The 22,989-nt window shown below is 72.5% G+C and carries 23 protein-coding genes; 10 read left to right on the top strand and 13 right to left on the bottom strand.

Annotated elements, in window-relative coordinates; translation table 11 throughout:
- Window positions 1-4: 4 nt before the first annotated feature.
- The gene (locus tag HNR10_RS03255; RefSeq protein WP_312889091.1) at window positions 5-2,413 is read left to right on the top strand and encodes a lysylphosphatidylglycerol synthase transmembrane domain-containing protein; all 2,409 of its coding nucleotides are present in this window, start codon (window positions 5-7) and stop codon (window positions 2,411-2,413) included.
- 53 nt (window positions 2,414-2,466) lie between these two features.
- Here HNR10_RS03255 and HNR10_RS03250 read toward each other — a convergent pair whose 3' ends face one another.
- The gene (locus tag HNR10_RS03250) at window positions 2,467-3,312 is read right to left on the bottom strand and encodes an NAD-dependent protein deacetylase (protein ID WP_179820727.1); all 846 of its coding nucleotides are present in this window, start codon (window positions 3,310-3,312) and stop codon (window positions 2,467-2,469) included.
- Between the two features lie 171 nt (window positions 3,313-3,483).
- Between HNR10_RS03250 and HNR10_RS03245 the strand changes: the two genes are divergently transcribed.
- A complete protein-coding gene (locus HNR10_RS03245) occupies window positions 3,484-4,023 on the top strand; it encodes a hypothetical protein (RefSeq protein WP_246406028.1) in 540 nt (179 codons plus the stop codon).
- Here the strand turns inward: HNR10_RS03245 and HNR10_RS03240 are convergent.
- Window positions 3,931-4,632, bottom strand: coding sequence for a GntR family transcriptional regulator (locus tag HNR10_RS03240; protein ID WP_179820725.1), 702 nt, complete (start codon window positions 4,630-4,632; stop codon window positions 3,931-3,933). The genes HNR10_RS03245 and HNR10_RS03240 overlap by 93 nt on opposite strands.
- A gap of 114 nt (window positions 4,633-4,746) precedes the next feature.
- On the opposite strand from HNR10_RS03240, the gene HNR10_RS03235 reads away from it, so the two are divergent.
- The 3 genes from HNR10_RS03235 to HNR10_RS03225 all read left to right on the top strand — a co-directional run bounded on the left by HNR10_RS03235 (window position 4,747) and on the right by HNR10_RS03225 (window position 8,524).
- Window positions 4,747-5,913, top strand: a complete 1,167-nt coding sequence (locus HNR10_RS03235) for an enolase C-terminal domain-like protein (RefSeq protein ID WP_179820723.1) — start codon at window positions 4,747-4,749, stop codon at window positions 5,911-5,913.
- A 30-nt stretch (window positions 5,914-5,943) separates the two neighbouring features.
- Window positions 5,944-7,647: an SLC13 family permease gene (locus HNR10_RS03230; protein ID WP_179820721.1), complete on the top strand. Its 1,704-nt coding sequence runs from the start codon at window positions 5,944-5,946 to the stop codon at window positions 7,645-7,647.
- 121 nt (window positions 7,648-7,768) lie between these two features.
- Window positions 7,769-8,524: a DUF1963 domain-containing protein gene (locus HNR10_RS03225; RefSeq protein WP_312889089.1), complete on the top strand. Its 756-nt coding sequence runs from the start codon at window positions 7,769-7,771 to the stop codon at window positions 8,522-8,524.
- 30 nt (window positions 8,525-8,554) lie between these two features.
- Here HNR10_RS03225 and HNR10_RS03220 read toward each other — a convergent pair whose 3' ends face one another.
- On the bottom strand, window positions 8,555-9,823 hold the full coding sequence (locus HNR10_RS03220; RefSeq protein ID WP_376769786.1) for an MFS transporter: 1,269 nt from the start codon (window positions 9,821-9,823) through the stop codon (window positions 8,555-8,557).
- A 206-nt stretch (window positions 9,824-10,029) separates the two neighbouring features.
- Window positions 10,030-10,617, bottom strand: coding sequence for a TetR/AcrR family transcriptional regulator (locus tag HNR10_RS03215; protein WP_179820718.1), 588 nt, complete (start codon window positions 10,615-10,617; stop codon window positions 10,030-10,032).
- 67 nt (window positions 10,618-10,684) lie between these two features.
- On the opposite strand from HNR10_RS03215, the gene HNR10_RS03210 reads away from it, so the two are divergent.
- Entirely contained in the window at window positions 10,685-12,061 is a 1,377-nt protein-coding gene (locus HNR10_RS03210) for an MFS transporter (protein ID WP_179820717.1), read from the top strand.
- Here HNR10_RS03210 and HNR10_RS03205 read toward each other — a convergent pair.
- The 4 genes from HNR10_RS03205 to HNR10_RS03190 all read right to left on the bottom strand — a co-directional run bounded on the left by HNR10_RS03205 (window position 12,039) and on the right by HNR10_RS03190 (window position 13,883).
- Window positions 12,039-12,386, bottom strand: a complete 348-nt coding sequence (locus tag HNR10_RS03205) for a VOC family protein (RefSeq protein WP_179820715.1) — start codon at window positions 12,384-12,386, stop codon at window positions 12,039-12,041. The two genes, HNR10_RS03210 and HNR10_RS03205, sit on opposite strands and share 23 nt — an antisense overlap.
- An 85-nt stretch (window positions 12,387-12,471) precedes the next feature.
- A complete protein-coding gene (locus tag HNR10_RS03200; RefSeq protein ID WP_179820714.1) occupies window positions 12,472-12,912 on the bottom strand; it encodes a MarR family winged helix-turn-helix transcriptional regulator in 441 nt (146 codons plus the stop codon).
- A 63-nt stretch (window positions 12,913-12,975) separates the two neighbouring features.
- Window positions 12,976-13,368 carry a hypothetical protein gene (locus HNR10_RS03195; RefSeq protein WP_179820712.1) on the bottom strand — a complete coding sequence of 131 codons (393 nt, stop codon included), beginning with the start codon at window positions 13,366-13,368 and terminating at the stop codon, window positions 12,976-12,978.
- Window positions 13,369-13,457: 89 nt separating this feature from the next.
- On the bottom strand, window positions 13,458-13,883 hold the full coding sequence (locus HNR10_RS03190) for a MarR family winged helix-turn-helix transcriptional regulator (protein ID WP_179820710.1): 426 nt from the start codon (window positions 13,881-13,883) through the stop codon (window positions 13,458-13,460).
- A gap of 119 nt (window positions 13,884-14,002) precedes the next feature.
- Between HNR10_RS03190 and HNR10_RS03185 the strand changes: the two genes are divergently transcribed.
- The gene (locus HNR10_RS03185) at window positions 14,003-14,797 is read left to right on the top strand and encodes an SDR family NAD(P)-dependent oxidoreductase (protein ID WP_179820709.1); all 795 of its coding nucleotides are present in this window, start codon (window positions 14,003-14,005) and stop codon (window positions 14,795-14,797) included.
- Between the two features lie 20 nt (window positions 14,798-14,817).
- Here the strand turns inward: HNR10_RS03185 and HNR10_RS31930 are convergent, their stop codons facing one another.
- Both HNR10_RS31930 and HNR10_RS03175 read right to left on the bottom strand, forming a co-directional pair.
- A complete protein-coding gene (locus HNR10_RS31930; protein WP_179820707.1) occupies window positions 14,818-16,614 on the bottom strand; it encodes an acyl-CoA dehydrogenase in 1,797 nt (598 codons plus the stop codon).
- A 118-nt stretch (window positions 16,615-16,732) separates the two neighbouring features.
- On the bottom strand, window positions 16,733-17,395 hold the full coding sequence (locus HNR10_RS03175; protein WP_218897598.1) for a winged helix-turn-helix transcriptional regulator: 663 nt from the start codon (window positions 17,393-17,395) through the stop codon (window positions 16,733-16,735).
- Between the two features lie 103 nt (window positions 17,396-17,498).
- On the opposite strand from HNR10_RS03175, the gene HNR10_RS03170 reads away from it, so the two are divergent.
- Window positions 17,499-18,356 carry an alpha/beta fold hydrolase gene (locus tag HNR10_RS03170; protein WP_312889088.1) on the top strand — a complete coding sequence of 286 codons (858 nt, stop codon included), beginning with the start codon at window positions 17,499-17,501 and terminating at the stop codon, window positions 18,354-18,356.
- 88 nt (window positions 18,357-18,444) lie between these two features.
- Entirely contained in the window at window positions 18,445-18,915 is a 471-nt protein-coding gene (aroQ, locus tag HNR10_RS03165) for a type II 3-dehydroquinate dehydratase (RefSeq protein ID WP_179820705.1), read from the top strand.
- A gap of 28 nt (window positions 18,916-18,943) precedes the next feature.
- On the opposite strand, the gene HNR10_RS03160 is transcribed toward aroQ, so the two are convergent.
- Window positions 18,944-19,843, bottom strand: a complete 900-nt coding sequence (locus HNR10_RS03160) for an RNA polymerase sigma-70 factor (protein WP_179820704.1) — start codon at window positions 19,841-19,843, stop codon at window positions 18,944-18,946.
- Window positions 19,844-20,013: 170 nt separating this feature from the next.
- Window positions 20,014-20,649 (bottom strand): histidine phosphatase family protein, encoded by a 636-nt coding sequence (locus HNR10_RS03155; RefSeq protein ID WP_179820702.1) that lies wholly within the window; start codon window positions 20,647-20,649, stop codon window positions 20,014-20,016.
- Window positions 20,650-20,730: 81 nt separating this feature from the next.
- On the opposite strand from HNR10_RS03155, the gene HNR10_RS03150 reads away from it, so the two are divergent.
- A complete protein-coding gene (locus HNR10_RS03150; RefSeq protein WP_218897597.1) occupies window positions 20,731-22,137 on the top strand; it encodes an MFS transporter in 1,407 nt (468 codons plus the stop codon).
- On the opposite strand, the gene HNR10_RS03145 is transcribed toward HNR10_RS03150, so the two are convergent.
- Window positions 22,112-22,942: an alpha/beta fold hydrolase gene (locus tag HNR10_RS03145; RefSeq protein WP_246406026.1), complete on the bottom strand. Its 831-nt coding sequence runs from the start codon at window positions 22,940-22,942 to the stop codon at window positions 22,112-22,114. The two genes, HNR10_RS03150 and HNR10_RS03145, sit on opposite strands and share 26 nt — an antisense overlap.
- Window positions 22,943-22,989: the final 47 nt, after the last annotated feature.

Below are 22,989 nucleotides of genomic sequence, written 5' to 3'. Positions count from 1 at the left end.
GAGCGTGACGACCCGAACCGACCCGCAGGCGCCCGCCCCGGGCCCCCGCACCACGAAGACCCCGCGCAGACCCGTCGACCTCCTCGTCGGGACCGCGGGCCTGGTCGCGGTCGCGGCGATCCTCCTCGCCGTACGTGTGGTGACCGACGGCGACCAGATGCTCGGCCCGGCACTGCTGAGCGCCCTGCTGCCCACCGGACTGCTCCTCCTGGTGGCGGTGGCCGCCAACCTCCTGCTCCTCGTCCTGGCCTCCTACACCGTCCTGCGCACCCTCATCGACGGCGACCTGCGCGGCCTCGCCCGGGCCATGACCGGCGCTGTCGCGGCCTACGCCCTGGCCTCCCTCATCAACGCGGCCCTGAGCAGCCTGGTCGGCCGGGACCCCTCGCCCGTGCCGGACGTGCCCGGCGACGCCCTCAACGGGGTGCCCGCCGAAGTCTTCACCAACGCCACCCTCGGCTACGTGGCCGCCGCCATCGCCTTCGGGCTCACCATGCCCACCGGCATGCCCCGCGTGCGCTCACTGCTCTGGTACGGCACCGCCGCGAGCGCCCTGTGCGCCCTGCTCGCGGGCGTGAGCAGCGCGCCCGCCCTCCTGCTGACCGTGCTGGTCGGCATCGTCTGCGCCGCCCTGGCCCGCTACGCGGTCGGGGCCCAGCCGCTGGAACCGGTCGACGCGCGCATGCACGCCGAACTCCACCGCTTCGGGCTGACCACCACCGCCATCACCGGCGCGGGCGCCGACGAGGAGGGCAACCCCCGCTACCTCGCCGACCTCCGCGACGGCACCCGGGCGGAGCTGTCACTGCTCAGCTCCGAGAACACCGCCGGGTTCTGGCGCCGGCTGCGCGACCTGCTCCTGCTGCGGGGGCCGGTCGCGCCCCGCATGCTCTACGGGGTCCGCCGCCGGGCCGAGCACGCCGCGCTGATGAGCTTCAGTGCCCGCGAGGCGGGCATCACGGTCCCGCGCGTCCTGGCGATCGGGGAGGTCGGCCCCGGCACGGTGATCGTGGCCCGCGAACTGCCCGACACCCGTACCCTCGACGCCCTGGACGACGACGAGGTCACCGACGACCTCATCGACCTGGTGTGGCGGGACCTGGGGGCGCTGCACCGCCGCCGCCTCGCACACGGCAACCTCACCGGCGCCACGGTCGGCGTCCTGCGCGACGATCCCCACCACGTCGTCCTGACCGGAGTCGACCGCGGCGCGGTGGCCGCGCCCGCGCTCAAGGCGTCCCTGGACAACGCCGCCCTGGTCACGCTCCTGGCCATGCGAGTGGGTGCCGAACGGGCCGTCGACTCCGCCGTGCGCGCCCTGGGCGTGGCGGCCACCGCCGCGATCCTGCCCTTCCTCCAGCCCGCCGGACTGCCCTCCCGGACCCGTCGCGGTCTGCGCCGCGACCGCCGGCTGCTGTCGGAGGTGGGCGACCGGATCGCCCGGATCGCCCCGGAGGCCCCCGCGTCCCCCGCCCGCCTGGAGCGGATGCGGCCGCGCACCGTCGTCAGCGTCATCGCCGCCACCGTCGTCGGCCTGATCCTGGCCTACCAGCTGGCCGGCGTGGACCTGACGACCATCGGTGAGGCCGACCCGGTGTGGGCGGCCGCCGCCCTGATCATGGCCACGATGTGCATGGTCGGAGCGGCCATGATCCTCATCGGCTTCGTGCCCGTGCCCCTGCCGTGGTGGCGCACGGTCGCCCTGCAGTACGCCGCCTCGTTCGTGCGCATCGCCGCGCCGGCGGGACTGGGCGCGATCGCCATCAACGCCCGCTTCGCCATCAAGGCCGGTGCGCCCACCTCCCTGGCCCTGTCGGCGGTCGGGCTGTCCCAGCTGGTCGGGTTCATGGTCCACGTCCCGCTGCTGCTCGTGTGCGCCTACCTGACCGGCACCTCGTACTGGACGGGGTTCACGCCCTCGCCCACGGTCGTGGTGATCAGCATCGTCGGCACGGCCGCGGTCGCCGTGGTCTTCCTGGTGCCGCGCCTGCGCCGGGCCTTCGCCGAGCGCCTGCGCCCCTACCTGCGGGGTGTGCTGCCGCGGCTGATGGACACCCTCCAGCGCCCGACCGGCCTGGCGCTGGGCCTGGGAGGCACGCTGCTGCTGACGGTGGCGTTCATCCTCTGCCTGCACTTCTCCGTGCTGGCCTTCACCGACCCCGGCACACAGGTGAGCCTGGTGGCGGTGGCGGTGGTGTTCCTGGCGGGCAACGCGATCGGCTCGGCCGCGCCCACGCCCGGCGGTCTGGGAGCGGTGGAGGCCGCGCTCATCGGTGGTCTGACCGCCGTGGCGGGGGTGTCGGCGGCGGTCGCGCTGCCCGCGGTGCTGCTGTTCCGGCTGCTGACCTTCTGGTTCCCGGTCCTGCCGGGCTGGGGGTCGTTCGTCTACCTGCAACGACGCGAGGCGATCTGATCGGGGTGGGGTCGGGGCTGGGGCCAGCGGGGCCGGGGGGCCCGCGAGCCGGGTCAGCGGGCGTAGGACTCGGCCAGGGCCCGCAGGACCTGTGTGCAGCCCGCGTCGACGGTCAGCGCCGCGAGGTGGTCGGCGCGGGTCGCGCCCCGGTTGACGATCACCACCGGCTTGCCCTGCTCGGCCGCGCGCTTGACGAACCGGCGCCCCGACAGCACGGTCAACGAGGAACCGGCCACGAGCAGGGCGTCCGCGTCGTCGACCATGCGGTAGGCCTCCAGCACGCGCGGCTTGGGCACGTTCTCGCCGAAGTAGACGATGTCGGGCTTGAGCACACCGCCGCACGACGCGCAGTCGGCCACCCGGAAGCCCTCCGTCGAGGCCAGGACGGCGTCGGCGTCGGGAGCGACCTCCACGTCGGCGACCCGGTCGGTGAAGCCGGGGTTCAGCAGGGTCAGGCGTTCGTGCAGGCGGGACCGGGAGATCCGCTCAGGGCAGGACAGGCACGCCACGCGGTCGTAGCGGCCGTGCAGGTCGATGACGCGCCTGCTGCCCGCCGCGCCGTGCAGGGTGTCGACGTTCTGGGTGATGACGCCGCCCACCACCCCCGCCCGTTCCAGGTCGGCCAGCGCGCGGTGCCCGTCGTTGGGGAGCGTGCGGTGCACGTGGTGCCAGCCCACGTGGTTGCGCGCCCAGTAGTGGCGCCGGAAGGCGGCGTCCCCGGTGAACTGCTGGTACGTCATCGGTGTGCGCGGCGGGGAGTCCGGCCCCCGGTAGTCGGGGATGCCGGAGTCGGTGGACACGCCGGCCCCGGTCAGGACGACCACGGGCCCGGCCCCGAGGACCGTCCGGATCCGCGCGGCCCAGGCCACCGGCTCGTCGGTGTCGAGCGTGCTACTCACCCTTCGAGGATAGGCGGACGCCCCCGCCGGGATGCACCCCCGCCCCTCCGACCGCCGGGAGCGCTGTTCCGCAGCGGGAAAACCGGTTGCGGGCACCACCCGGCCGCGACCTAGAGTCGGCGGACGGCCGCCGTGCAGAAGGCGGCCCCGTATCCGACAGGAGTCGACGCCATGATCCCCGCCCACTGGGAGCCCCATCACCGCGACGAGGACGGTGAGATCCTCGGCTACCTCGCACCCGCCGAGGACGGGCTGTGCGTGCCCGTCACGCTCATCGGCCACGCGCTGGCCGAGCCCGGTGACGCGGACGACGCCCGCGCAGCGCTGGACTCGGCCGGGCTGTCGTACCTGGCCGACCGCTGGCTGCTCACCCTGCCCGAGCGGGACGAGCCGGTGAGCGTGCGGATCGTGGAGGCCGGCCCGGCGCGGGTACGCGTCGCCAACGTCGACTTCGGGTGCACCGAAGTCGACTACGGCCACGTGTGGGTCCTGGACGTACCCGCCGACGACCGTCTGCGGCCCGCCCGGAGCCGACCGGGGGTCATACGTGGGGCCCGCCGTTATCGGAGGTGGAGGAGGAACTGGAGGTCACTCCACCGGTCGGGCGACTCCTGGGCGTCATGCCGAGGGGTCGGCCACGGGGGAGTATCCGCGTTCCAGGTCCTCGAGGGCGTTCGTGACCATGGCGCCGAGGCTGTGCCGGACATGTGAGCGCACCAGTTCGGCCGCGGCGGCACCGTCGCCGCTGATGACGAGGTCCAGGATCCGGTGGTGCTCGTTCAGGTCGATCGTGCGCGGTTCGGCGCCCGCGGGCAGTTCCAAGCCGATCAACCGGTACCGGTCGGCCTTGTCCCACAGGTCGTCCAGGAGCCGGATCATCACGCTGTTGTGCGAGGCCGCGTAGATGGCCCGGTGGAAGGCCCGGTGCGCCGTGATGGCCTCCTCGCCCCAGGTGCGGGTGACCGGCAGGAGTCGGTCGGCCGCCGCCCGCATCGCGGCGATCTCCCGCTCGGTCCGGCGTCGCGCGGCGAGCTCTGTGGCGGAGGGTTCCAGTGAGTACCGGGCCTCCAGCAGGTCGCGTGCCTCGGTGGCGCTCATGGGTGCCACGCGAACGTCCCGGTGGGCGTCCACCACGACCCAGTCCTCGCTGGCCAGCCGTCGGATCGCCTCCCGCAGGGGAGTGATGCTCATGCCCATCTCCTCAGCCAGCTCGTACTGCGACAGGCGGGACCCGGGGGTGAGCTCGCCGGAGGTGATGCGGCGTCGCAGCTCGGAGTAGGCGAGCCCGCCCTTGCTGGAGAAGACGTTCGCGCCGGTCATCGTGGCCTCTCTCACAGAATCCTCGCTCACGGGCTTGTGGCCCCCTCGCGACGAGTATAGGCTCCCGCATAACTTATAAGAGACTTATAAGCCTTTGACGACGACAGGAAGACCATGAACATCGTTTCCGCCCACGCCGGCACCATCCCGATCAGCTCGTCGATGCGCAACGCCTACATCGACTTCAGCGGGATGGACTGCACGATCCTGGCCCTGGTCAGCGACGTCGTGGTCGACGGCAGGCCGCTGGTGGGCTACGGCTTCAACTCCAACGGCCGGTACAACGCCACGGCCATCCTGAACGAGCGGATCCTGCCGCGGCTGCGCAACGCCGCGGCGGAGGACCTCCTCGACGAGAACGGCGAACTCTCACCCGCACGGGCGTGGGACGTCATGATGCGCAACGAGAAGCCCGGCGGACACGGTGAACGCTCCGTCGCCGTCGGCGTCGTGGACATGGCGCTGCACGACCTCGCCGCCAAGGCCGCGGGCGTGCCGCTGTACCGGTGGATCTCCGACCACTACGGTGACGGCGACCCGGACGCCGACGTCTTCGTCTACGCCGCCGGCGGCTACTACGCGCCCGGCAAGACCGTGGCGGACCTGCAGGACGAGATGCGGGGCTTCCTCGACGCCGGCTACGAGATCGTCAAGATGAAGATCGGCGGCTCCGACCTGGCCGAGGACCTCCGACGCATCGAGGCGGTCATCGACGTCCTGGACGGCGACGGCTCGCGACTGATGGTGGACGTCAACGGCAGGTTCGACCTGCGGACGGCGCTGGACTACGGCCGGGCCATCGATCAGTACGGCCTCTTCTGGTACGAGGAGGTCGGCGACCCGCTGGACTACGGCCTCAACGCGACGCTCTCGGAGCACTACCGCAACCCCATCGCCACCGGCGAGAACCTGTTCTCGCTGCAGGATGCCCGGAACCTGATCCGCTACGGCGGCATGCGCCCGGACCGCGACTTCGTCCAGGTGGACCCGGCCCTGAGCTACGGGCTGACCGAGTACCGCCGCGTCCTCGACATGCTCGCCCAGCACGGGTGGTCCTCCCGCCGCTGCATCCCGCACGGCGGACACCAGTTCTCGCTGCACATCGCCGCGGCCCTCAAACTCGGCGGCAACGAGTCCTACCCCGGAGAGTTTCAGCCCACGGGCGGCTTCACCGACGACGCGGTGATCTCCAAGGGCCGGGTGGCACCGGGTGAACGGCCGGGCATCGGGCTCGAGGGCAAGGCGGCGTTCCACGGCGTCCTGCGCGGCCTGCACACCTGATCCGAGCAGAAGACCATTAAAGGAAGAGCGATGGCGACCCCCTACCCACGCCCCCTGCACTCCCTGCGCCCCCTCTGGGCGAACCTGTGGGCGCAGCACCGAGCGATCAAAGAGCTACTGACCTTCTCCACGTTCCGTGGCGAGCGGCGAAAGGAACCGGTCGCGGCCAACGACGGCGGCGCGAGCGGTACCGCCGCGGCCTCGCCCGATCCGAAGGGTCCGGAAGCGACCGGGCCGTCCGGTACGCCCGGCCCCGGCTACACGCCCGCGCGCGTCACAGGTCTGATCCTCGGCCCGCTGCTGTTCGTGCTCACGTTCCTGTTCTTCGAACCCGAAGGGCTCTCGGCGGGGGGACGGGCGGTGCTCGCCGCCACTCTCTGGATCGCGACCTGGTGGATCACCGAGGCGATCCCCATCCCGGTCACGTCCCTGCTCCCCATCGTGCTCTTCCCGCTCACGGGCGCGTTGGAGGGCGACGCCGTCGTCTCGGCGTACGGCAACGACATCATCTTCCTGTTCCTCGGCGGGTTCTCGCTTGCGATCGCGATGGAGAAGTGGAACCTGCACCAGCGCATCGCCCTGGCGATCGTCGCGATGATCGGCACGAGTCCGCGCCGCCTCGTACTCGGCTTCATGGTCGCGGCGGGCTTCCTGTCGATGTGGGTGTCCAACACCGCCGCCACGATGATGATGATCCCCGTCGGGCTGGCCGTGGTCTACCAGGCCTCCCGTTCGCTGCGGGACGGGGAGTACGCCGACGACCTGCCGAAGTTCGAGAAGTCCATCGTCTTCGGCATCGGGTACGCCGCCACCATCGGCGGTCTCGGAACGCTGATCGGGACGCCTCCGCTCGCCATCCTCTCGGCGACGGTCGGGGAGCTCTTCGGTGGGAGCATCTCGTTCGCCCAGTGGATGATGTTCGGTGTTCCGATCGCCGTCCTCCTCCTGGCCTTCGCCTGGTTCTACCTGACCGGCGTCAGGTTCAAGGTGCGCTTCAAGCACCTTCCGGGCGGCGCGGAGATCATCCGGGAGGAGCGCAGGTCACTCGGCCGGATGTCCACCGAGGAGAAGGCGGTCCTCGCCGTGTTCCTCGGCGTGGCGTTCATGTGGGTGACCCGCTCGTTCATCTGGGAAGGCGTGCTTCCCGGTATCAGCGACGGGTTGATCGCGGTCGTGGCGACGGTGGTGCTGTTCACGCTGCCGACCCGCAGGAGCGAGGAGAAGCGGATCCTCCAGTGGGAGGACTCCAAGAAGATCCCCTGGGGCATCCTGCTGCTGTTCGGCGGCGGGCTGGCCGTCGCCGCGGGATTCGTCGACACCGGCCTCTCCGCCTGGATCGGCGACCAGTTGCGCGTGCTCGACGGGGTCAACATCATCCTGACCATCATCATCGCCACCGCGCTCGTGCTGTTCCTGACGGAGATCACCTCGAACGCGGCGACGGCGACGATGATCCTCCCGGTCATCGCGGCGTTCGCCGTCTCCCTGGACGTGCACCCGTACGCGCTGATGGTGCCCTGCGCGATGGTCGCGAACTGCGCCTTCATGCTGCCGGTGGGCACCCCGCCGAACGCGATCATGTTCGGCACCGGAAGGCTCACGATCATGGAGATGGTCCGAACCGGGTTCTGGCTGAACATCATGGCGCTCGTGCTGGTGGTCGTGGGGGTGCTCTTCGCGCTGCCGCTGATGTGGGGCATCGACCTGATGACCCTTCCCACCGGGTTCCAGTGACCCGAGTGTTCGGAGCCGCCGACCGGTCCCCACCGGGACCGGTCGGCGGCGAACCCACGCGACGAACCCACGCGGCGGACCTTGGCGGCGAACGTCGTCGGAGGGCGGCATTATGTCCGGCATGGACAGTTTTCAGGCCTACCGTGATGCTGCTCGCAAGGACGGCGTCCCCGAGCACGCCATCGATCTGGCTCTCCGCCTCGCCCGCCCCCAGATCGAGTTCAGCGCGACGAGCGAGGGCGGCGGTGTGCTCGCCGGACGGTACGGGGGACTCCCCCCGCTGCCGCCCGGCGCCGGGGACGACGACGGCGCGGACCTCATCGCGTCGGTGGACTGCGCGGCCCTTCCACAGGGCGGGCTCGACCTCCCGCTGCCGAGTGACGGGAACCTGCTGTTCTTCGCCAACAACAGCGACTCGGACGAGATCCTGGAGGATATCGGCCGCGTGGTGTACGTCCCGGCCGCCGCCGTCACGGCCGAACGCACTCCCGACGGGGACGCCGAGTACACCGATCCCCGGCCCCTGTACGCCCGGACCGTCTGGAGTCTGCCGACGGCCGGCGACGACGCCGTCGTGGTGGACGACGAGGCGCGCCGGGTCTACGAGGAGCACGAACTCGAAGACAGCGATGACCGCGAGGGCTTCTGGAAGATCGACCTGCTCCTCGGCGGGTACGCCTACTCGCCGCAGGACCCGCCGATCATGGGTGCCTCACCGGACGACGAGAGGGGCGGGTGGGTGCTCCTGGCCCAGGCGCGGTACGAGATGCGGGACGATTCCGGCTTCACCGGGTGCCCCTTCTGGATCATCCGGCGCGACGACCTGGCCGAGCTGGACTTCGACGCCGCGCGGGTGGTGATGTGGTCCCATCACTGAGGACGCGCACGCCCCGCCCGAGGTGACCCTTCAGCCGTCGCCCACGGCGATGGCCCGGGCCTCCACGCCGAGCGGCTCGGGCCCGCCGTCCACCCGGCGCAGCGCACGGCGGCCGAGGACCGCGATCCCGGCGGCGAGCGTCACCGAGGCGGCCGCGGCGTAGAGCGGGGCACCGGGGGCGAGGGCGGCGGCCAGCAGGGAGGCCGCCGGGGGTGCGAGGGCACCGCCGAGGAAGCGGATCGCGGAGTAGGACGAGGACGCCACCGCGTGGGGCAGGTCGCTGACCTCCATCACGCACTCGGTGAGCACGGTGTTGAGTACGCCCAGCAGCAGTCCGCCCACGACGACGCAGGTGATCAGCCCCACCGTGGAGTCGATCAGGGCGCCGGCGCCGACGAGGTCGGCGGCCAGTAGGAGCAGGGTGGTCCACAGCAGGCGGGTGCGCGGCCACCGGCGGGTCAGCCACGGCGCCACCAGGACCGAGGTGGCGGCCAGCGCGAGGCCCCAGCCGAAGAAGACCAGGCCCAGCCCCATCTCGTCCAGGCCCAGCGGGAAGGGCGTGTAGGCCAGCAGCACGAAGAACCCGATGTTGTAGAAGAGCGCGATGAGCGCCAGCACCAGCAGCCCGCGTTCGCGCAGCGCCGTGAACGGTGCCGAGAGCGCGACCGGCGCGGTCCTCGGCACGCTGTCGCCGCGGAGCAGGACGGCGATGGTGACGAAGCCGACCGCCATCAGCGCGGCGGTGCCGAAGAAGGGGCCGCGCCAACTGACGCTGCCGAGCAGGCCGCCCATGAGCGGACCGCAGGCGATACCGAGGCCGAGCGCCGCCTCGTAGAGGATGATCGCCGCGGAGGACCCGCCGCCGGCCGCGCCGACGATGGTGGCCAGCGCGGTGGAGATGAAGAAGGCGTTGCCCAGGCCCCAGCCCGCGCGGAACCCGATGACCGACTCCACGCTGCCGCTCGCCCCGGCCGCCGCCGCGAACACCACGATCAGGGCCAGCCCGATGAGCAGGGTCCGCTTGGCGCCGATCCGGCTGGACACCCAGCTGGTGACGAGCATGGCCAGGCCGGTGACCAGCAGGTAGCTGGTGAACAGCAGCGAGGTCTGGGTCCGCGTGGCGTCGAGACTGGCGGAGATCGCGGGCAGGATCGGGTCGACCAGGCCGATGCCCATGAACGCGATCACGCTGGCGAAGGCCACCGCCCACACGGCGCGGGGCTGCCTGAGCAGGGAACCCGTGGGCGGACCACCGTGGTGCCCGCCGGTTCCGGTGCGTTGGGCGTCGTCGGTCTCCATCACCATGATGCGTGACTCCTGTTCGTCGGTCCTCTCCGTGGGCGGCGCGGCCGGGTGTGGTCGTGTCCCCATTTGCATAGGTTACCTATGTTAATTCTCGCGCCGGTGGGACGGGTGCACAGGGGAGTGGCCGGTTCGTCACATCGGACGGGGGAGCGGGGAGGGGCGGGGCTGGGCGGGAACGCGGGGAACGGTTCCCGCGCGGCTCAGTGCGCGATCTCGGTCCGCAGGCGGTCGACGTAGCCGTCGAGCAGTGCTTCGGCCGCCGCACGGGTGATCTGGTCGGCCATCAGGAGGGACCCCACGCCGTGCGCGAGGGCCATGGCCTCCGACGCGAGCCGTCGCGCGTCCTCGGCGCCCATCCGCGGATCCGTGCGCAGGATTCCGGCGAGGTGGTCGGCCAGGGCGCCGAGGTGGGCCCGGTAGGCGTCCGCGGCCGCGCTCGGCCGGGTGATCGTCAGCAGCTCCAGCGAGACGCCGACGCGGTGGAACGAGCGGCTCGCCTCGTCGGTGGGCAGCGCCTCGGCCAGAAACGCCCTGATCCGGGAGAGCGCCGATCCGCCCCGTGTCTGCTCCTCGCTTCTGGCGTGCCACCGCCGGACGCTCTTCTCGGCCAACCGCTCCAGGGCCGCGGTCAGGAGTTCGTCCTTGCTTTTCCCGTAGTACTGGACCAGCCGGAGCGACACCCCCGCCTGGGTGGCGACCTCCCGCATGGTCACGGCCTCCAGACCGCCCTGGCCCAGCAGCCGTTCCACGGCGTCCAGGATCTGCGCGCGGCGTTCCTCCTCAGGCATCTGCGCCCCCTTCCACTGGTGATGATACAGTTGTATCAACTGATACAGGCGTATCAAGGAGGATGCTGTGTCCACGGCGACGAGGCGGCTCGCCCTCTGGGCGGCCTGCGCGGCCCAGCTGATGGTGGTGCTGGACATCTCGGTGGTCAACGTCGCCCTCCCGTCGATCCGGGCCGACCTCTCGCTCGGCGGCGTGGCCGCGACCTGGGTCGCCCTGGCCTACGGCCTCGGTTTCGCCGGAGTCCTGCTCGTCGGAGCGCGGCTCGCCGACGTCCTCGGCACGGCACGGGTGCTCGGCTGGGGCATCGCGCTGTTCACCCTCGCGAGCGCGGTGGGCGGTCTGGCCACCGAGGGCTGGACCCTCATCGGTGCGCGGGTGGTGCAGGGGCTGTCCGCCGCCGTCGTGTCGCCGGCGACGTTCACCCTGCTCACGACGGCCTACCCCGAAGGGCCCGCCCGGGTCCGGGCGATCGCCGTGTGGACCGCGGTCAGTCTCGCCGGCGGCGGCCTCGGCACCGTCACCGGCGGCGTGCTCACCGACCTGGTCTCCTGGCGTGCCGTCCTGCTGGTCAACCTGCCGATCGGTGCCGCCGTCGCCCTCGCGGCCGTCGCGCTGCGGTGGTGGACCCCCGACGACCGGCGCGGAGGGCGGATCAGCCTCGCCGGTGCCGTGCTGGCCACCGGCGGCTTCACGTGCGCCACCTACGCGCTCTCGGTCGCCGGAACCCCGGGCTCGGCGGTGCCCTTCGCCGCGGCCGGGTCGGCGAGCGTGCTGCTGTTCGCCCTGCTCGTGGCGGAGCAGCGCCGAACCCCGCACCGGCTCGTGCCCGCCGCGCTCCTGCGCGACCGCCCCATCGTGCGGGGCAACCTCGCCACCGCGCTGACCGCCGTCTGCTTCCAGGTCGGCCTGTGGTACTTCCTCACGTTCCGGATGCAGGAGCAGCTGGGCTACACCCCCCTCCAGGCCGGTCTGGCCTTCCTGCCCCTGACCCTCGGCATGCTCGCGGTCAACACCTGGGCGACCCCGCGTCTGATGCGGCGCGTCCCCGCCCGCGCTCTCGTCTGCACGGGGGCGGCGGTGGCCGGTCTCGGCCTGGTCTGGCAGGCGCTCGCGGACAGCGGTCCCTTCGCGCTCACGATCCTCGCGCCCAGCGTCGTGGTCGGCGTCGGCGGCGGCCTGCTGAACACCCCGCTCGCCACCATCGTGACCACCGGCGTCCCGGCCGAGCAGGCCGGTGCGGCCTCCGGCCTGATGAACACCGGGAAGCAGTTCGGCGGCGCCGTCGGGCTGGCCGCGGCGACCGCGGTCGCGGCCGGGGCCGGTACCGACCGGGCGGCCTTCCTGCTCATGGCGGCGGCGCTCGGCGCCGTCGCCGTCCTCGCGCCCCGCATCCGGCGACGCCGCGCCGAACCGGCACCGGTCAGCGGTGCCCCAGGACGTTGACGACCTGGCCGTTCGGGTCGCGGACGAAGAAGCGCCGCACGCCCCACTCCTCGTCCCGCAACGGGTGGACGATCTCCGCGCCGCTCTCGCGCATGGCCGCGTAGGCCGCGTCCACGTCGTCCACCTCCACGCTCATGTCGGGGGCGACCGGCGCCGTCGCGTCCTCGGTCATGAAGCTGACCTGCGCCGCCGGATGGGAGGGGGAGGCGAGCGTCATGATCCACCCGTGGTTCATGACCTCCTCGAAGCCCAGCAGGCCGTAGAACTCCCGGCTCTCCGGCACGGCCTCGGACCGGACGTTGGGCACCACTCGGCGGACGGACATCGACGGCTCCTCAAGGGACGGACGGGTCGGACTCCCCAGGAGTACTACGGATCACCCGCCGTCGTACATACTTTCGGAACAGGTTCTAGGCCTCGCCGCGGCGCAGGCGCCCGTCCAGGAGCCGCACCGAGTCCGACAGCAGCGCGTGCTCGTCCTCGGTCAGGTCGTCGAAGAGCGGGGTCAGCGCCGCCCCCACGCGTGAGCGCCAGTCCTCCAGCGCCGCCTCGCCCGCCGCCGTCAGCTCGTGCAACTGGGCGCGCCGGTCATCGGGGTCGGGGCGGCGCAGGACGTAGCCGGAGGAGAGGAGCGACTCCACGATCGCCGTCATCGTGGGCTGGCGCACCCGGCAGTTCTCCGCCAGCACGCCCAGCCGCAGCGGTCCCTTCTCCTGGAGCACGCTCAGCGCGCGCCAGGTCGCCGGGGACGTGCGCTCGCCGGTGGCGTGGGCGGCGTAGCGCCCCAGGCGGTTGCTGATGTTGATCAGGCGCACCAGCAGCCGGGCGACCTCGTCCTCGTCGTTGCTCACGCCACGAGCGTAGTGGCCGCGCGGTCCGTTCCGCCGGTCGGGCCGCGCGGCGAGCCCCGCCGGTCAGGCGGCCTGCTCCAGGCGCTCGACGGCCGCGGCGAGGACGTCCTCGAACTCCTCGTCGTCCGCCTCGCGGGCCTCGGCGTCGGCCTGCTCCTGCTCGGCCTCGCCGACGTCCATCATGCAGGGGACGGGGTTCTCCTCCTCCATGCACTCCTCACGGGCGTCCCCGTACGGAAGAGACGGGCCCGGCTCCGAGTCCGCCCCCGGGGCCATGTCCATGCGCATGAGGGCGAAGAAGAGGTCGTCCACCTGGCCCCAGGCGGCGGTCATGGCCATCTCCACGCCCCCGCCCTCCAGGGACATGGCGAACATGTCGCCCGACTCGGGGAGGGAGGGGGAGGACCGCGACTCCACGGTGGCGTCGAAGGTGACGCCCTCGGAGGCGACCGTCATGTTCGAGCAGTCGCGCAGACCGAAGCGTTCCGAGGCCCGCGGATCGCGGAAGGTCCGTGCGGGTCCCTGCGCCCGCCCCCGCGCGGAGGCTAGTCGGTGGAGGGCGGGAGCGCCGTGCCGAGCAGGGCGATCAGCCGGTGCAGCTCGTCAGGGGTCAATCGGGCGAGAGGGCTCGTGGCGACGGCGGCGTCGACGACCGCGGTTCGGGCGCGACGGCCCTCCTCGGTGATCCGCACAAGGCGCGACCGGCGGTCCGCCGGGTCGACGGTCCGCTCAACGAAGCCCCGGTCGGCCAGTTGGTTCACCACGAACGTCAGGTTCGGAGCGCGGCAGTACAGCCGCCGCGCCATCACCTTCATCGATGGGGGTTCCTCCTCGGGATCGATCGCCCACAGCGCCTGAGCCGTGGCGCCGGTCAGCCGGTGCTCGGCCAGAGCGTCTCCGATGAGCTCTTCCGTCTGTGTGACCAGCGTGTGGACACCGACGATGGCGGCTTCCAGGGGGCTCGGTGGCATATCGACAGCCTACCGCGTGTCTTTCGAGTCTCGAAGCATGTAGTTTGAGTCTCGAAGTATATGCTTCGAGTCTCGAATCGAATGTCCCCCGTGTGCGCCACTCACCGAAGGAACGTGCCATGCCTCCTTACTCTGGAAGAACCGCCCTGGTCACCGGTGCCTCGAAGGGGCTCGGGGAGGCCCTGTCCCGCGAACTCGCCGCGCGCGGTGCCCACCTCGTCCTCGTCGCGCGGTCCGCCGACGCGCTCAGTCGCCTGTCCGAGGAACTGCGAGCGACCCACGGCGTCCGGGCGGAGGTCGTCACCGCGGATCTCGCCGCGCCGCACGGGCCCGCGGAGGTCGTCGCCGCGTTGCGCGAGCGCGGGAGGGAGGTCGACCTCCTCGTCAACAACGCGGGCATGGGCGCCGTCGGCCCGTTCCTCGCTGGGTCGTTCGACCGCGACCGCCGGTCGGTCGACCTCAACATCACGGGACTGATGGCACTGACCCATGCCATCGGTTCCCGCATGCTCGAACGCGGGAGCGGGGGGATCCTCAACATCGCGTCCAGCGCCGCGTTCCAGCCGATGCCGTACCAGGCCAGCTACGCGGCGACCAAGGCCTTCGTCCTCTCCTTCACCGAGGCGGTCGCCGAGGAGCTGCGCACGTCCGACATCCAGGTGATGGCGGCCCATCCCGGCGCGACCGACACCGGCTTCTTCGACGACACGTCGGCCACCATGGCCGCGAAGGCGGTCTCCCCGCGGCGCGTCGCCCGGAGGATCCTCGACGACTTCTCCCGCGGTCGGACCATCTCTTTCCCGGGACGTGTGTCCGACCGCGTGCTGACCTTCCTTCCGCGGCTGCTCCGCCGCTCGACGACCGCACGGCTCGCCGGCGGGTTCAACCGCCGGATCGGCCACGACGCGGCGTGAGCGATCCGGCGGCGACGCCGCTAGAGCGCGTCCGGGGACACGTCCAGGACGGTGCGGTCACGGGAGGCCACCAGGTCGAACTGCGGTCCTGTGCGGGGCAGCTCGTGGTGGAAGAAGTACGCGGCCGCCGCGCGCTTGCCGTCGTAGAACGCCCCCTCCCTGCCGTGCGCCGTGACCACCTGCTCCAGCCACATCCACGCGATGACCACGTGCCCGACCGCCTCCAGGTAGGGCGTGGCGTTGGCCAGGGCGACGGCCGGGTCGCCCTCCGACCACGCCGCGGCGGCGGTCTCGGTGGTGCGGGTCAGCGCGGCGTCCAGCAGGTCGGCGTAGGCGGCCTCCGCCCCGCCGAGGGCGCGGGCGCGCTCCACGGCCGTGCGGGCGGCCTCCACCAGCAGTCCGAGCCGCTTGCCGCCGTCCAGCACCGCCTTGCGGCCCAGCAGGTCCAGTGCCTGGATGCCGTGCGTGCCCTCGTGGATCGGGTTGAGGCGGTTGTCGCGGTAGTGCTGCTCCACGTCGTACTCGCGGGTGTAGCCGTAGCCGCCGTGGATCTGGATGGCCAGGTCGTTGGCGGCCACGCACCACTGCGACGGCCAGCTCTTGACGATGGGGGTGAGCGCGTCCAGCAGCAGGTCGGCGTGCTCGCGCCCCGCCTGGTCCTCGTGGCTGAGCGTGTCGTCGTAGAGCCGCGCGCAGTACAGCACCAGCGCGAGGGCGCCCTCGACGTAGCTCTTCTGCGCCAGCAGCATCCGCCGGACGTCCGTGTGCTCGACGATGGGCACCTGCGGCTGGTCCGGGTCCTTGGCGCCCAGCGGGCGGCCCTGGAGGCGCTCGCGGGCGTAGGCGAGCGACTTCAGGTAGCCGGTGTAGCCGACCGCCATCGCGCCGGCGCCCACGCCGATCCGGGCCCCGTTCATCATGTGGAACATGTACTGGAGGCCCTGGTGGGCTTCGCCGACCAGGTAGCCGACCGCGCCGGGCTCGCCGCCGGGCGTGTGCCGTCCCTCGCCGAAGTTGAGCAGCGCGTTGACGGTGCCGCGGTAGCCCATCTTGTGGTTGAGCCCGGCCGGGACGACGTCGTTGCGCTCCCCGAGCGTGCCGTCGTCGTTCACCAGGTGCTTGGGGACGACGAACAGCGAGATGCCCTTGACCCCGGCGGGACCGCCGGGGATCTTGGCCAGGACCAGGTGGACGATGTTCTCGGTCAGCTCGTGGTCGCCGGCCGAGATCCACATCTTGTTGCCGAAGAGCCGGTAGGTGCCGTCCCCGGCGGGTTCGGCGCGCGTGGTGATGTCCGACAGGGAGCTGCCGGCCTGGGGCTCGGACAGGCACATCGTGCCGGTGAAGCGGCCCTCGACCATGGGGCGTACGAAGGTGTCGATCTGCTCCTGGCTGCCGTGGGCCAGCAGCAGCGCCGCGTTGCCCGAGGTCAGGAAGGGGTAGGCGGACGTGCCCAGGTTCGCGGCCTGGAACCAGGCGTTGCAGGCGCTGGAGATGAGGCGGGGTGCCTGGGCGCCGCCGACCGACTCGGGCATCGACAGGCTGTTGAGGCCGGTCTCGGCGTAGACCTCCAGGGCCTTCTTCACCTCGGGGATGACGTGGACGCGCTCCCCGTCGAAGTGCGGCTCGTTGGCGTCGCTGGTCTTGAAGTGCGGCGCGAAGTGGTCGGTGGCCACGCGTTCGGCCAGGTCGAGGGCGCCGTCGAAGGTCTCGCGGGAGTGGTCGGCGTACCGGGGGCGCGCGGTGAGCGCCTCGGCGTCGAGCCACTCGTAGAGCAGGAACTGCAGGTCGCGTTCGGAGAGAAGGGTGGACGCCACGGTGAGCCTCCCATAGGTGTGTAGACCGACTGGCCGGTATGTTACCCGCTCGCGGGGGCGGCGTCGTGAGCGGGGGCGCCCGGTCGGGCGGGCGTGCCGGTGGCGTCCAGGCTCGGGGTCAGGCGGGCGTCCCGGCGGCGTCGACCAGCCGCTGGACCGCCCGCTCGTCTCCGTCGACGGTGAGGTCGCCCGCCCCGACCGCGTCGGCGAGTGGGCGCTCCCGCCCCAGGACCGCCTGGAGCGTGCGCTGGTCGGTCGTGACCACGGCGTCGGGCTCGCCGGGGTGCTCGCCGCGGCGGACGTCGGTGAGGACCCCCTCGTCCACGACCAGGTGGTAGACCTCCCGCTCCAGCCGGACGCGGAAGGTCGCCGACCAGGGCGTACCAGCACCGGCGTCGGCGTCGAAGTACGCGCGCAGGCCGAGGAACACGGTGTCCGCGCTGACCCCGCCCTCCCGCGGCACCACCGGAGAGCGCATCCCCCAGCGGCGCAGGGCGGCGAAGACCGGTTCCAGTTCGGCGCCCCACGGCGTGAGCTCGTACACCTTCGCCGTCACCGGAGGCGGCAGGGCGCGCTGCGTGAGCACCCCGACCCGCTCCAGGTCACGCAGTCGCTGCGAGAGCACGCTCGGGCCGATGCCCGGCAGCGCGGCGGCGAGATCGGAGTAGCGCCGCGGGCCGAGCCGCAGCTCCCGCACGACCAGCAGCGCCCAGCGCTCGCCGATCATGTCCAGCGCGTGCGCGATGGGGCACGCCTCTCCGTAGCTGCGCCGCTCTGCCACTGCCGTCCTCCCGTCCGTTCATCTTTCTACCAAAAAGATAGCACGCACTACGAATTTAGTAGTAGTGTGCGTCACACACCCACCGCGGATCGAGGAGATCGCCGTGAATCCCGAACGGATACTGCACGTCAACGGGGTGGACCTGTGCGTCCAGACCTTCGGGTCGGCCTCCGATCCCGCCCTGCTGCTCATCGGCGGCGCCGAGGCGTCCATGGACTGGTGGGACGCCGACCTGTGCGAACGCCTGGCCGCCGGCGCCCGGTGCGTGATCCGCTACGACACCCGGGACACCGGCCGCTCCACCACCTTCCCGGTCGGTGCGCCGCCCTACGACGGCGACGCCCTGGTCGCCGACGCCGTCGGGGTGCTCGACGCGCTCGGGATCAAGGCCGCGCACGTCGTGGGCATCTCCATGGGCGGCGGTATCGCGCAGCACGTCGCCGTGCGCCACCCGGACCGGGTCACCGCCCTGACCCTCATCTCCACGACCCCGGACGGCCCCGGCGGCCCCGACGACCCGGACCTGCCGCCGATGAGCGAGCGGCTGGCGGCGGTGTTCGCGGAACCGTCGCAGGACGCGGGGCCCGACTGGTCGGATCGCGAGGCGGTGATCGCCCACTTCCTGGAGGGGGAGGAGGCCTTCGCCGGCTCCGTCCGGCTCGACGAACCACGCCTGCGCCGCATCGTCGGCCGCGCCCACGACCGCAGCCCGGCCATGGCGGCCGCGCAGAACCACTGGATGCTCCCGGAGTCGGACCCGGTCCGGGACGGCCTCGGCGGTATCCGCGTGCCCGCGCTCGTCCTGCACGGGACCGAGGACCCGCTGTTCCCGTACGGCCACGGCGAGGCCCTGGCCCGCGAGATCCCGGGCGCGAGGCTGGTCCCGCTGCCGGGTGTGGGCCACCAGATGCCGCCGTACGAGACGTGGGACACCGTCGTCTCCGCGATCCTGGACCTCTGAGGCCGCGGACACCGGACCGCCGACGCACGGCCGGACGGGACGACCCCTAAGCTGGCCTCGTCCGCCGGCCGCCACGAGGAGTCCCCGCATGTCCCACGCCGCATCCCGTACCGTCCTGCTGCTCAACGGCCCCAACCTCAACCTGCTGGGCACCCGCGACCCCGCGCAGTACGGCACCACCACCCTGGACGAGGTCGAGCGGCGCGTGCGGGACCTGGGCAAGGAACTGGGCGCGGAGGTCGTGTGCGCCCAGAGCAACAGCGAGGGCGCGCTGGTCGACCGGCTGCACGAGGCCCGCGGCTACGCGGGCGTGGTGTTCAACCCCGGCGCCTACGCCCACTACAGCATCGCCCTGCGCGACGCCGTCGACGCCATCGAGGCCCCGGTCGTCGAGGTGCACATCTCCAACGTCTACGCCCGCGAGGAGTTCCGGCACCGCTCGGTGACGGCCCCCGTCGCGGCGGGCTACGTCGCCGGGTGCGGCGTGTTCGGCTACGAGCTGGCCCTGCGGGCGGTGCTCCGGCGCGACGCCGAGCGCCGCGCCGAGCAGGACCGCTGAGCGGGCCGGCGGACGGGCCGGCCGCGCGCTAGCGGCTCAGGGCGGTCTCCCGTTCCACGTGGGACAGCTTCTCGGGGTTGCGCACGGTGTAGAGCCCGGTGACCAGGCCGTCGTCGATCCGCAGCGCCACCACGCAGTCGAGTTCCCCGTCGAGCCGCAGCACCAGCGCCGGGTAACCGTTGACCTGGACCGGCTCGACCGACAGCGCGTCGCCGTACTGCTCCAGGCCGACCGCGAGCAGGCGCGCCACCTTGTCCGCCCCCACGACGGGTCGCGGCAGGGCCTGCTTGACCCCGCCCCCGTCGCCCAGGGCGACGACGTCCGGCGCGAGGATGTCCACCAGGCCCTGGAGGTCGCCGGTCTCGACCGCCCGTTGGAACGCCGCGAGCGCCGCCCGGGACTCCGACTGCGAGACCACGTCCCGCGGTCGGCGCGCGGCCACGTGGGCCCGTGCCCGGTGGGCGATCTGGCGGACCGCGGCGGGACTCTTGTCGACGGCCCGCGCGATCTCGTCGTAGTCCACGGCGAACACCTCGCGCAGCACGAACACGGCGCGCTCGGTCGGGGCGAGGGTCTCCAGGACCAGCATCATCGCCATCGAGACACTGTCGGCCAACTCGACGTCCTCGGCCACGTCGGGCGCGGTCAGCAGCGGTTCGGGCAGCCACGGGCCGACGTAGGACTCCCGGCGCCGCCCGAGCGTGCGCAGCCGGGTGAGCGCCTGGCGGGTGGCGATCCGCACCAGGTACGCGCGCTGGTTGCGCACCGTGTCCTGGTCGACGCCGGCCCATCGCAGCCAGGTCTCCTGGAGTACGTCCTCGGTGTCGGTGGCCGACCCGAGGATCTCGTAGGCGACCGTGAAGAGCAGGTTGCGGTGGGCGACGAACGCCTCGGTCGCGGAGTCCTCGTGCTCGTCCACGCCTGCCATGGGTGGCTCCCGTCCGTTCGCTGATCGGTGTCGTCCATGAGACACCGGCCGCCGCCCGCGTGTGACACCGAACCGCGGGGGATCTCCGGCGGCGGCCGCGGCCGGTCCGGTCCGAGGCCGGTTCCGCACGCAGGCGGAACCGACCAGTCGGTATGTGATGGGCAAAAAAACTAGCGGTAGGTCAGCAGCGCGGAGCCGTCCCGCTCCAGGTGCGCGTGGTCGTTGAACGACAGCACCTGGGTGCCGCCGCGCCCGTGCGCGACCTTGCTCACCGAACCGTTGACCACCACGCGGTTCATCGACACGAATCCCGCAGCGGGCACGCCCAGCAGGGACGAGCACACCGCCGAGATCACCCCGCCGGAGGTGAACACCAGCGCGGTGCTCCCGCGCTCCAGCCCGCCGGCCAGGTCGCGCAGGGCGGCGGCCGCCGCGTCCCGGAAGGCGGTCCAGGAGTCCTTCCCGGCGCCGTCGTCGCAGGTCCACGCGTGCAGGCACGCGTCGAGCCGCTGCTGGAGCGAGCCGGGCCCGGGGGCGTAGCGGTCGAGCAGGCCGAGGTGGTCGTACTCGTTCCACCGCTCGTCGGTGGTCGGGGCGGTGTCCAGGCCCGCCTCGGCCAGCGCGGCCGCGGCGGTCTGCTTCTGGCGCCGGAGGGTGCCGGTCACCACCGGTCCCACACGCAGCCCGCGCCGGGCGATCTCCCGGCCCAGCAGCATGGCCTGTTCGTAGCCGGTGGGGCTCAGTTCGTCGTAGTCGGCGGCCTCGGGGGAGGCCTTGCCGTGGCGGATGAGATAGATAGCTGGCATGCCGCCACAGTACGGGTGGGCCCGGACCGGCCGAGCGCCCGGCCCCCAGGCTGCCGCGAAGGAGCCCTGCGACGGTCCGCGGTGGTCATCGGTGCGCGCAGGGGCGAGGCGTGTGCGGCCAGGGACAAATCCCGGCCGCGTCGTCGGCGCACACTGACGTCTCCGCGTGCCTCGCCGACCGAGGAGAACCCCCTCATACCCGACCGCCCCGACGCCGACCGGCCGTCCGACCCCGGTGCTCCCGAACCGGGAGCACCGCCCGTCCGCACCGCCGGACCCGCCCAACTGTCCCTGCTGCTCGCCGCGAGCTGCATGCCCGTGCTGGGCTCCGTGCTCATCGCCCCCGTCCTGCCGCAGCTCGGGCGGCACTTCGCGGCGACCCCCGGCGCCGACGTCCTCGTCCCCGTCGTGCTCACCGTCCCCGCGCTGGTCCTGGGACTGACCGCGGCCTTCGCCGGCGTCGTCGCCGACAGGATCGACCGCAGACGCGTCCTGCTCGGCGCGATGGCCGGCTACTCGGTCGTCGGCACCGCGCCCCTCTACCTCGACTCGCTCATGGCGATCCTGGCCTCCCGGGTCCTGCTCGGCGTCTTCGAGGCGGCGATCATCACCTGCTGCACGGCCCTGATCGGCGACTACTGGTCCGGGGCCCGCCGGGCGAGGTATCTGGGGATGCAGGCGCTCGTGGCGTCGTCGGCCGCGACGCTCTTCCTCCTGGTCGGCGGGGCCCTGGGGAGCCTGGGATGGCGGGCGCCGTTCTGGATCTACCTCGCGGCGGTGCTGCTGGTGGTCCCGATGGCCCGGCTGCTGTGGCGGCCGGAGCGCCCCGACCGTCCCGACCGCCCCGACCGCTCCCGTCCGGACGCGGCCGAGCGCACCGCGGCCGTGCCGTGGCGCCTGCTGCTGGTCCCGTGCCTGGTCACCCTCTTCAGCGGCGTCCTGTTCTACGCCCTGCCGGTCCAGCTCCCGTTCGTCCTCACCGCGGCGGGGGCGGGTTCGGCGGGGCAGATCGGCGGTATCAGCGCCCTGATGTCGCTGGGCACCGCCGCCGGGGCCGCGCTCTTCGGGAAGCTGGCGGGCCTGTCGCCCCGGGTCCTGGTGCCAGCCGAGCTCGGACTGGCCGCGGCGGGGCTGGGCGTGGTCTTCGCGGCCCCCTCGGTCCCGGTCGTCATCGCGGGAGCCGTGGTGACCGGGTTCGGAACGGGCCTGCTGCTGCCCACGATGATCGTGTGGGCCGTGGACCGGCTCGACTTCGAACAGCGGGGCCGCGGCACGGGCCTGTGCGCCGGCGCGCTCTTCTTCGGCCAGTTCCTCTCACCGCTGGCGGTGGCCGCACTGGGCGCCGGAACGGGAGGCACCCTGCCCGGACTGGGCGTCCTCGGGGCCGTGGCCGCGGTGGTGGGGGTGGGCGTCCTGCTCCTGCTGCGCCGCCGGACCGAGGGCCTGACCTCACCCGGCCGGTTCAGGCGGCCGGGGCCGGGTCCGTGATGGGCACCGCGGGGGTGGTGCGGCAGGTGCGCAGGATGACCTCCACCACTGTGGCGGGGTCGTTCTCCATCGGCACGTGGCCGCACCCCATCAGCCGCACCTGGCGGGCGTGCGGGATCGCGGCCAGCACGCGGGCCAGCGCCCGGATCGGCAGGACACGGTCGTCCTCGCCCCAGGCGATCGTCGTGGGGCAGGCCACGCCCCGGCCGCCGCCGAAGCTGTAGCGCACGACCTCCGGGGCCAGCCGCGTGTAGGCCGAACCGCGCGTGACCACCGCCAGGTCCAGGCGGGAGAGCCCGCCGCGCGGATCGCGCAGGCGCCCGTGCAGGGCGAGCGTGGTCAGGGCGCGCACGGGATGGCTGTCGATGACCGTGTGCCAGACCTTCGCCGGGACCCGGGTGGCCACCCGCATGCCGCCGACCAGCAGCCGTGAGCCCAGCATCTCCAGGGCACTGGTGAACCCGATGGGGGCCAGCGCCGTGACCGAGGAGGCCAGGCCGCGCGCGCCCAGTTCCAACGCGACCGCGCCGCCCAGGGAGTTGCCGACGACGTGCGGCCGGTGCAGCCCGCGCGACTCGCACCAGGCCTGCACGGTGTCCACGATCGCGGAGATGCCGAAGGGGTGGTCCGGGTCGGGCGCGGCGGACTGGCCGAACCCCGGCAGGTCCAGCGCGAACACCTCGTACCGCTCGGCCAGCGCGCGCACGACGGGGTCCCACGCCTGGCGCCGGTGGCCCAGCCCGTGCAGGAGCAGGAGCGGCTCGCCCCGGCCCAGGCGTTCGTAAACGATGCCCCCATGGTTCATGAACCCCAGGTCTACCCGAGGCAAAGCCCTGTGGCAAAGGTCGGTCC

It is taken from the genome of Nocardiopsis aegyptia, from assembly GCF_013410755.1.
Lineage (GTDB): Bacteria > Actinomycetota > Actinomycetes > Streptosporangiales > Streptosporangiaceae > Nocardiopsis > Nocardiopsis aegyptia.
The sequence above is the reverse complement of the archived record's forward strand: the minus strand, read 5'-3'. Positions and strand labels throughout refer to the sequence as shown.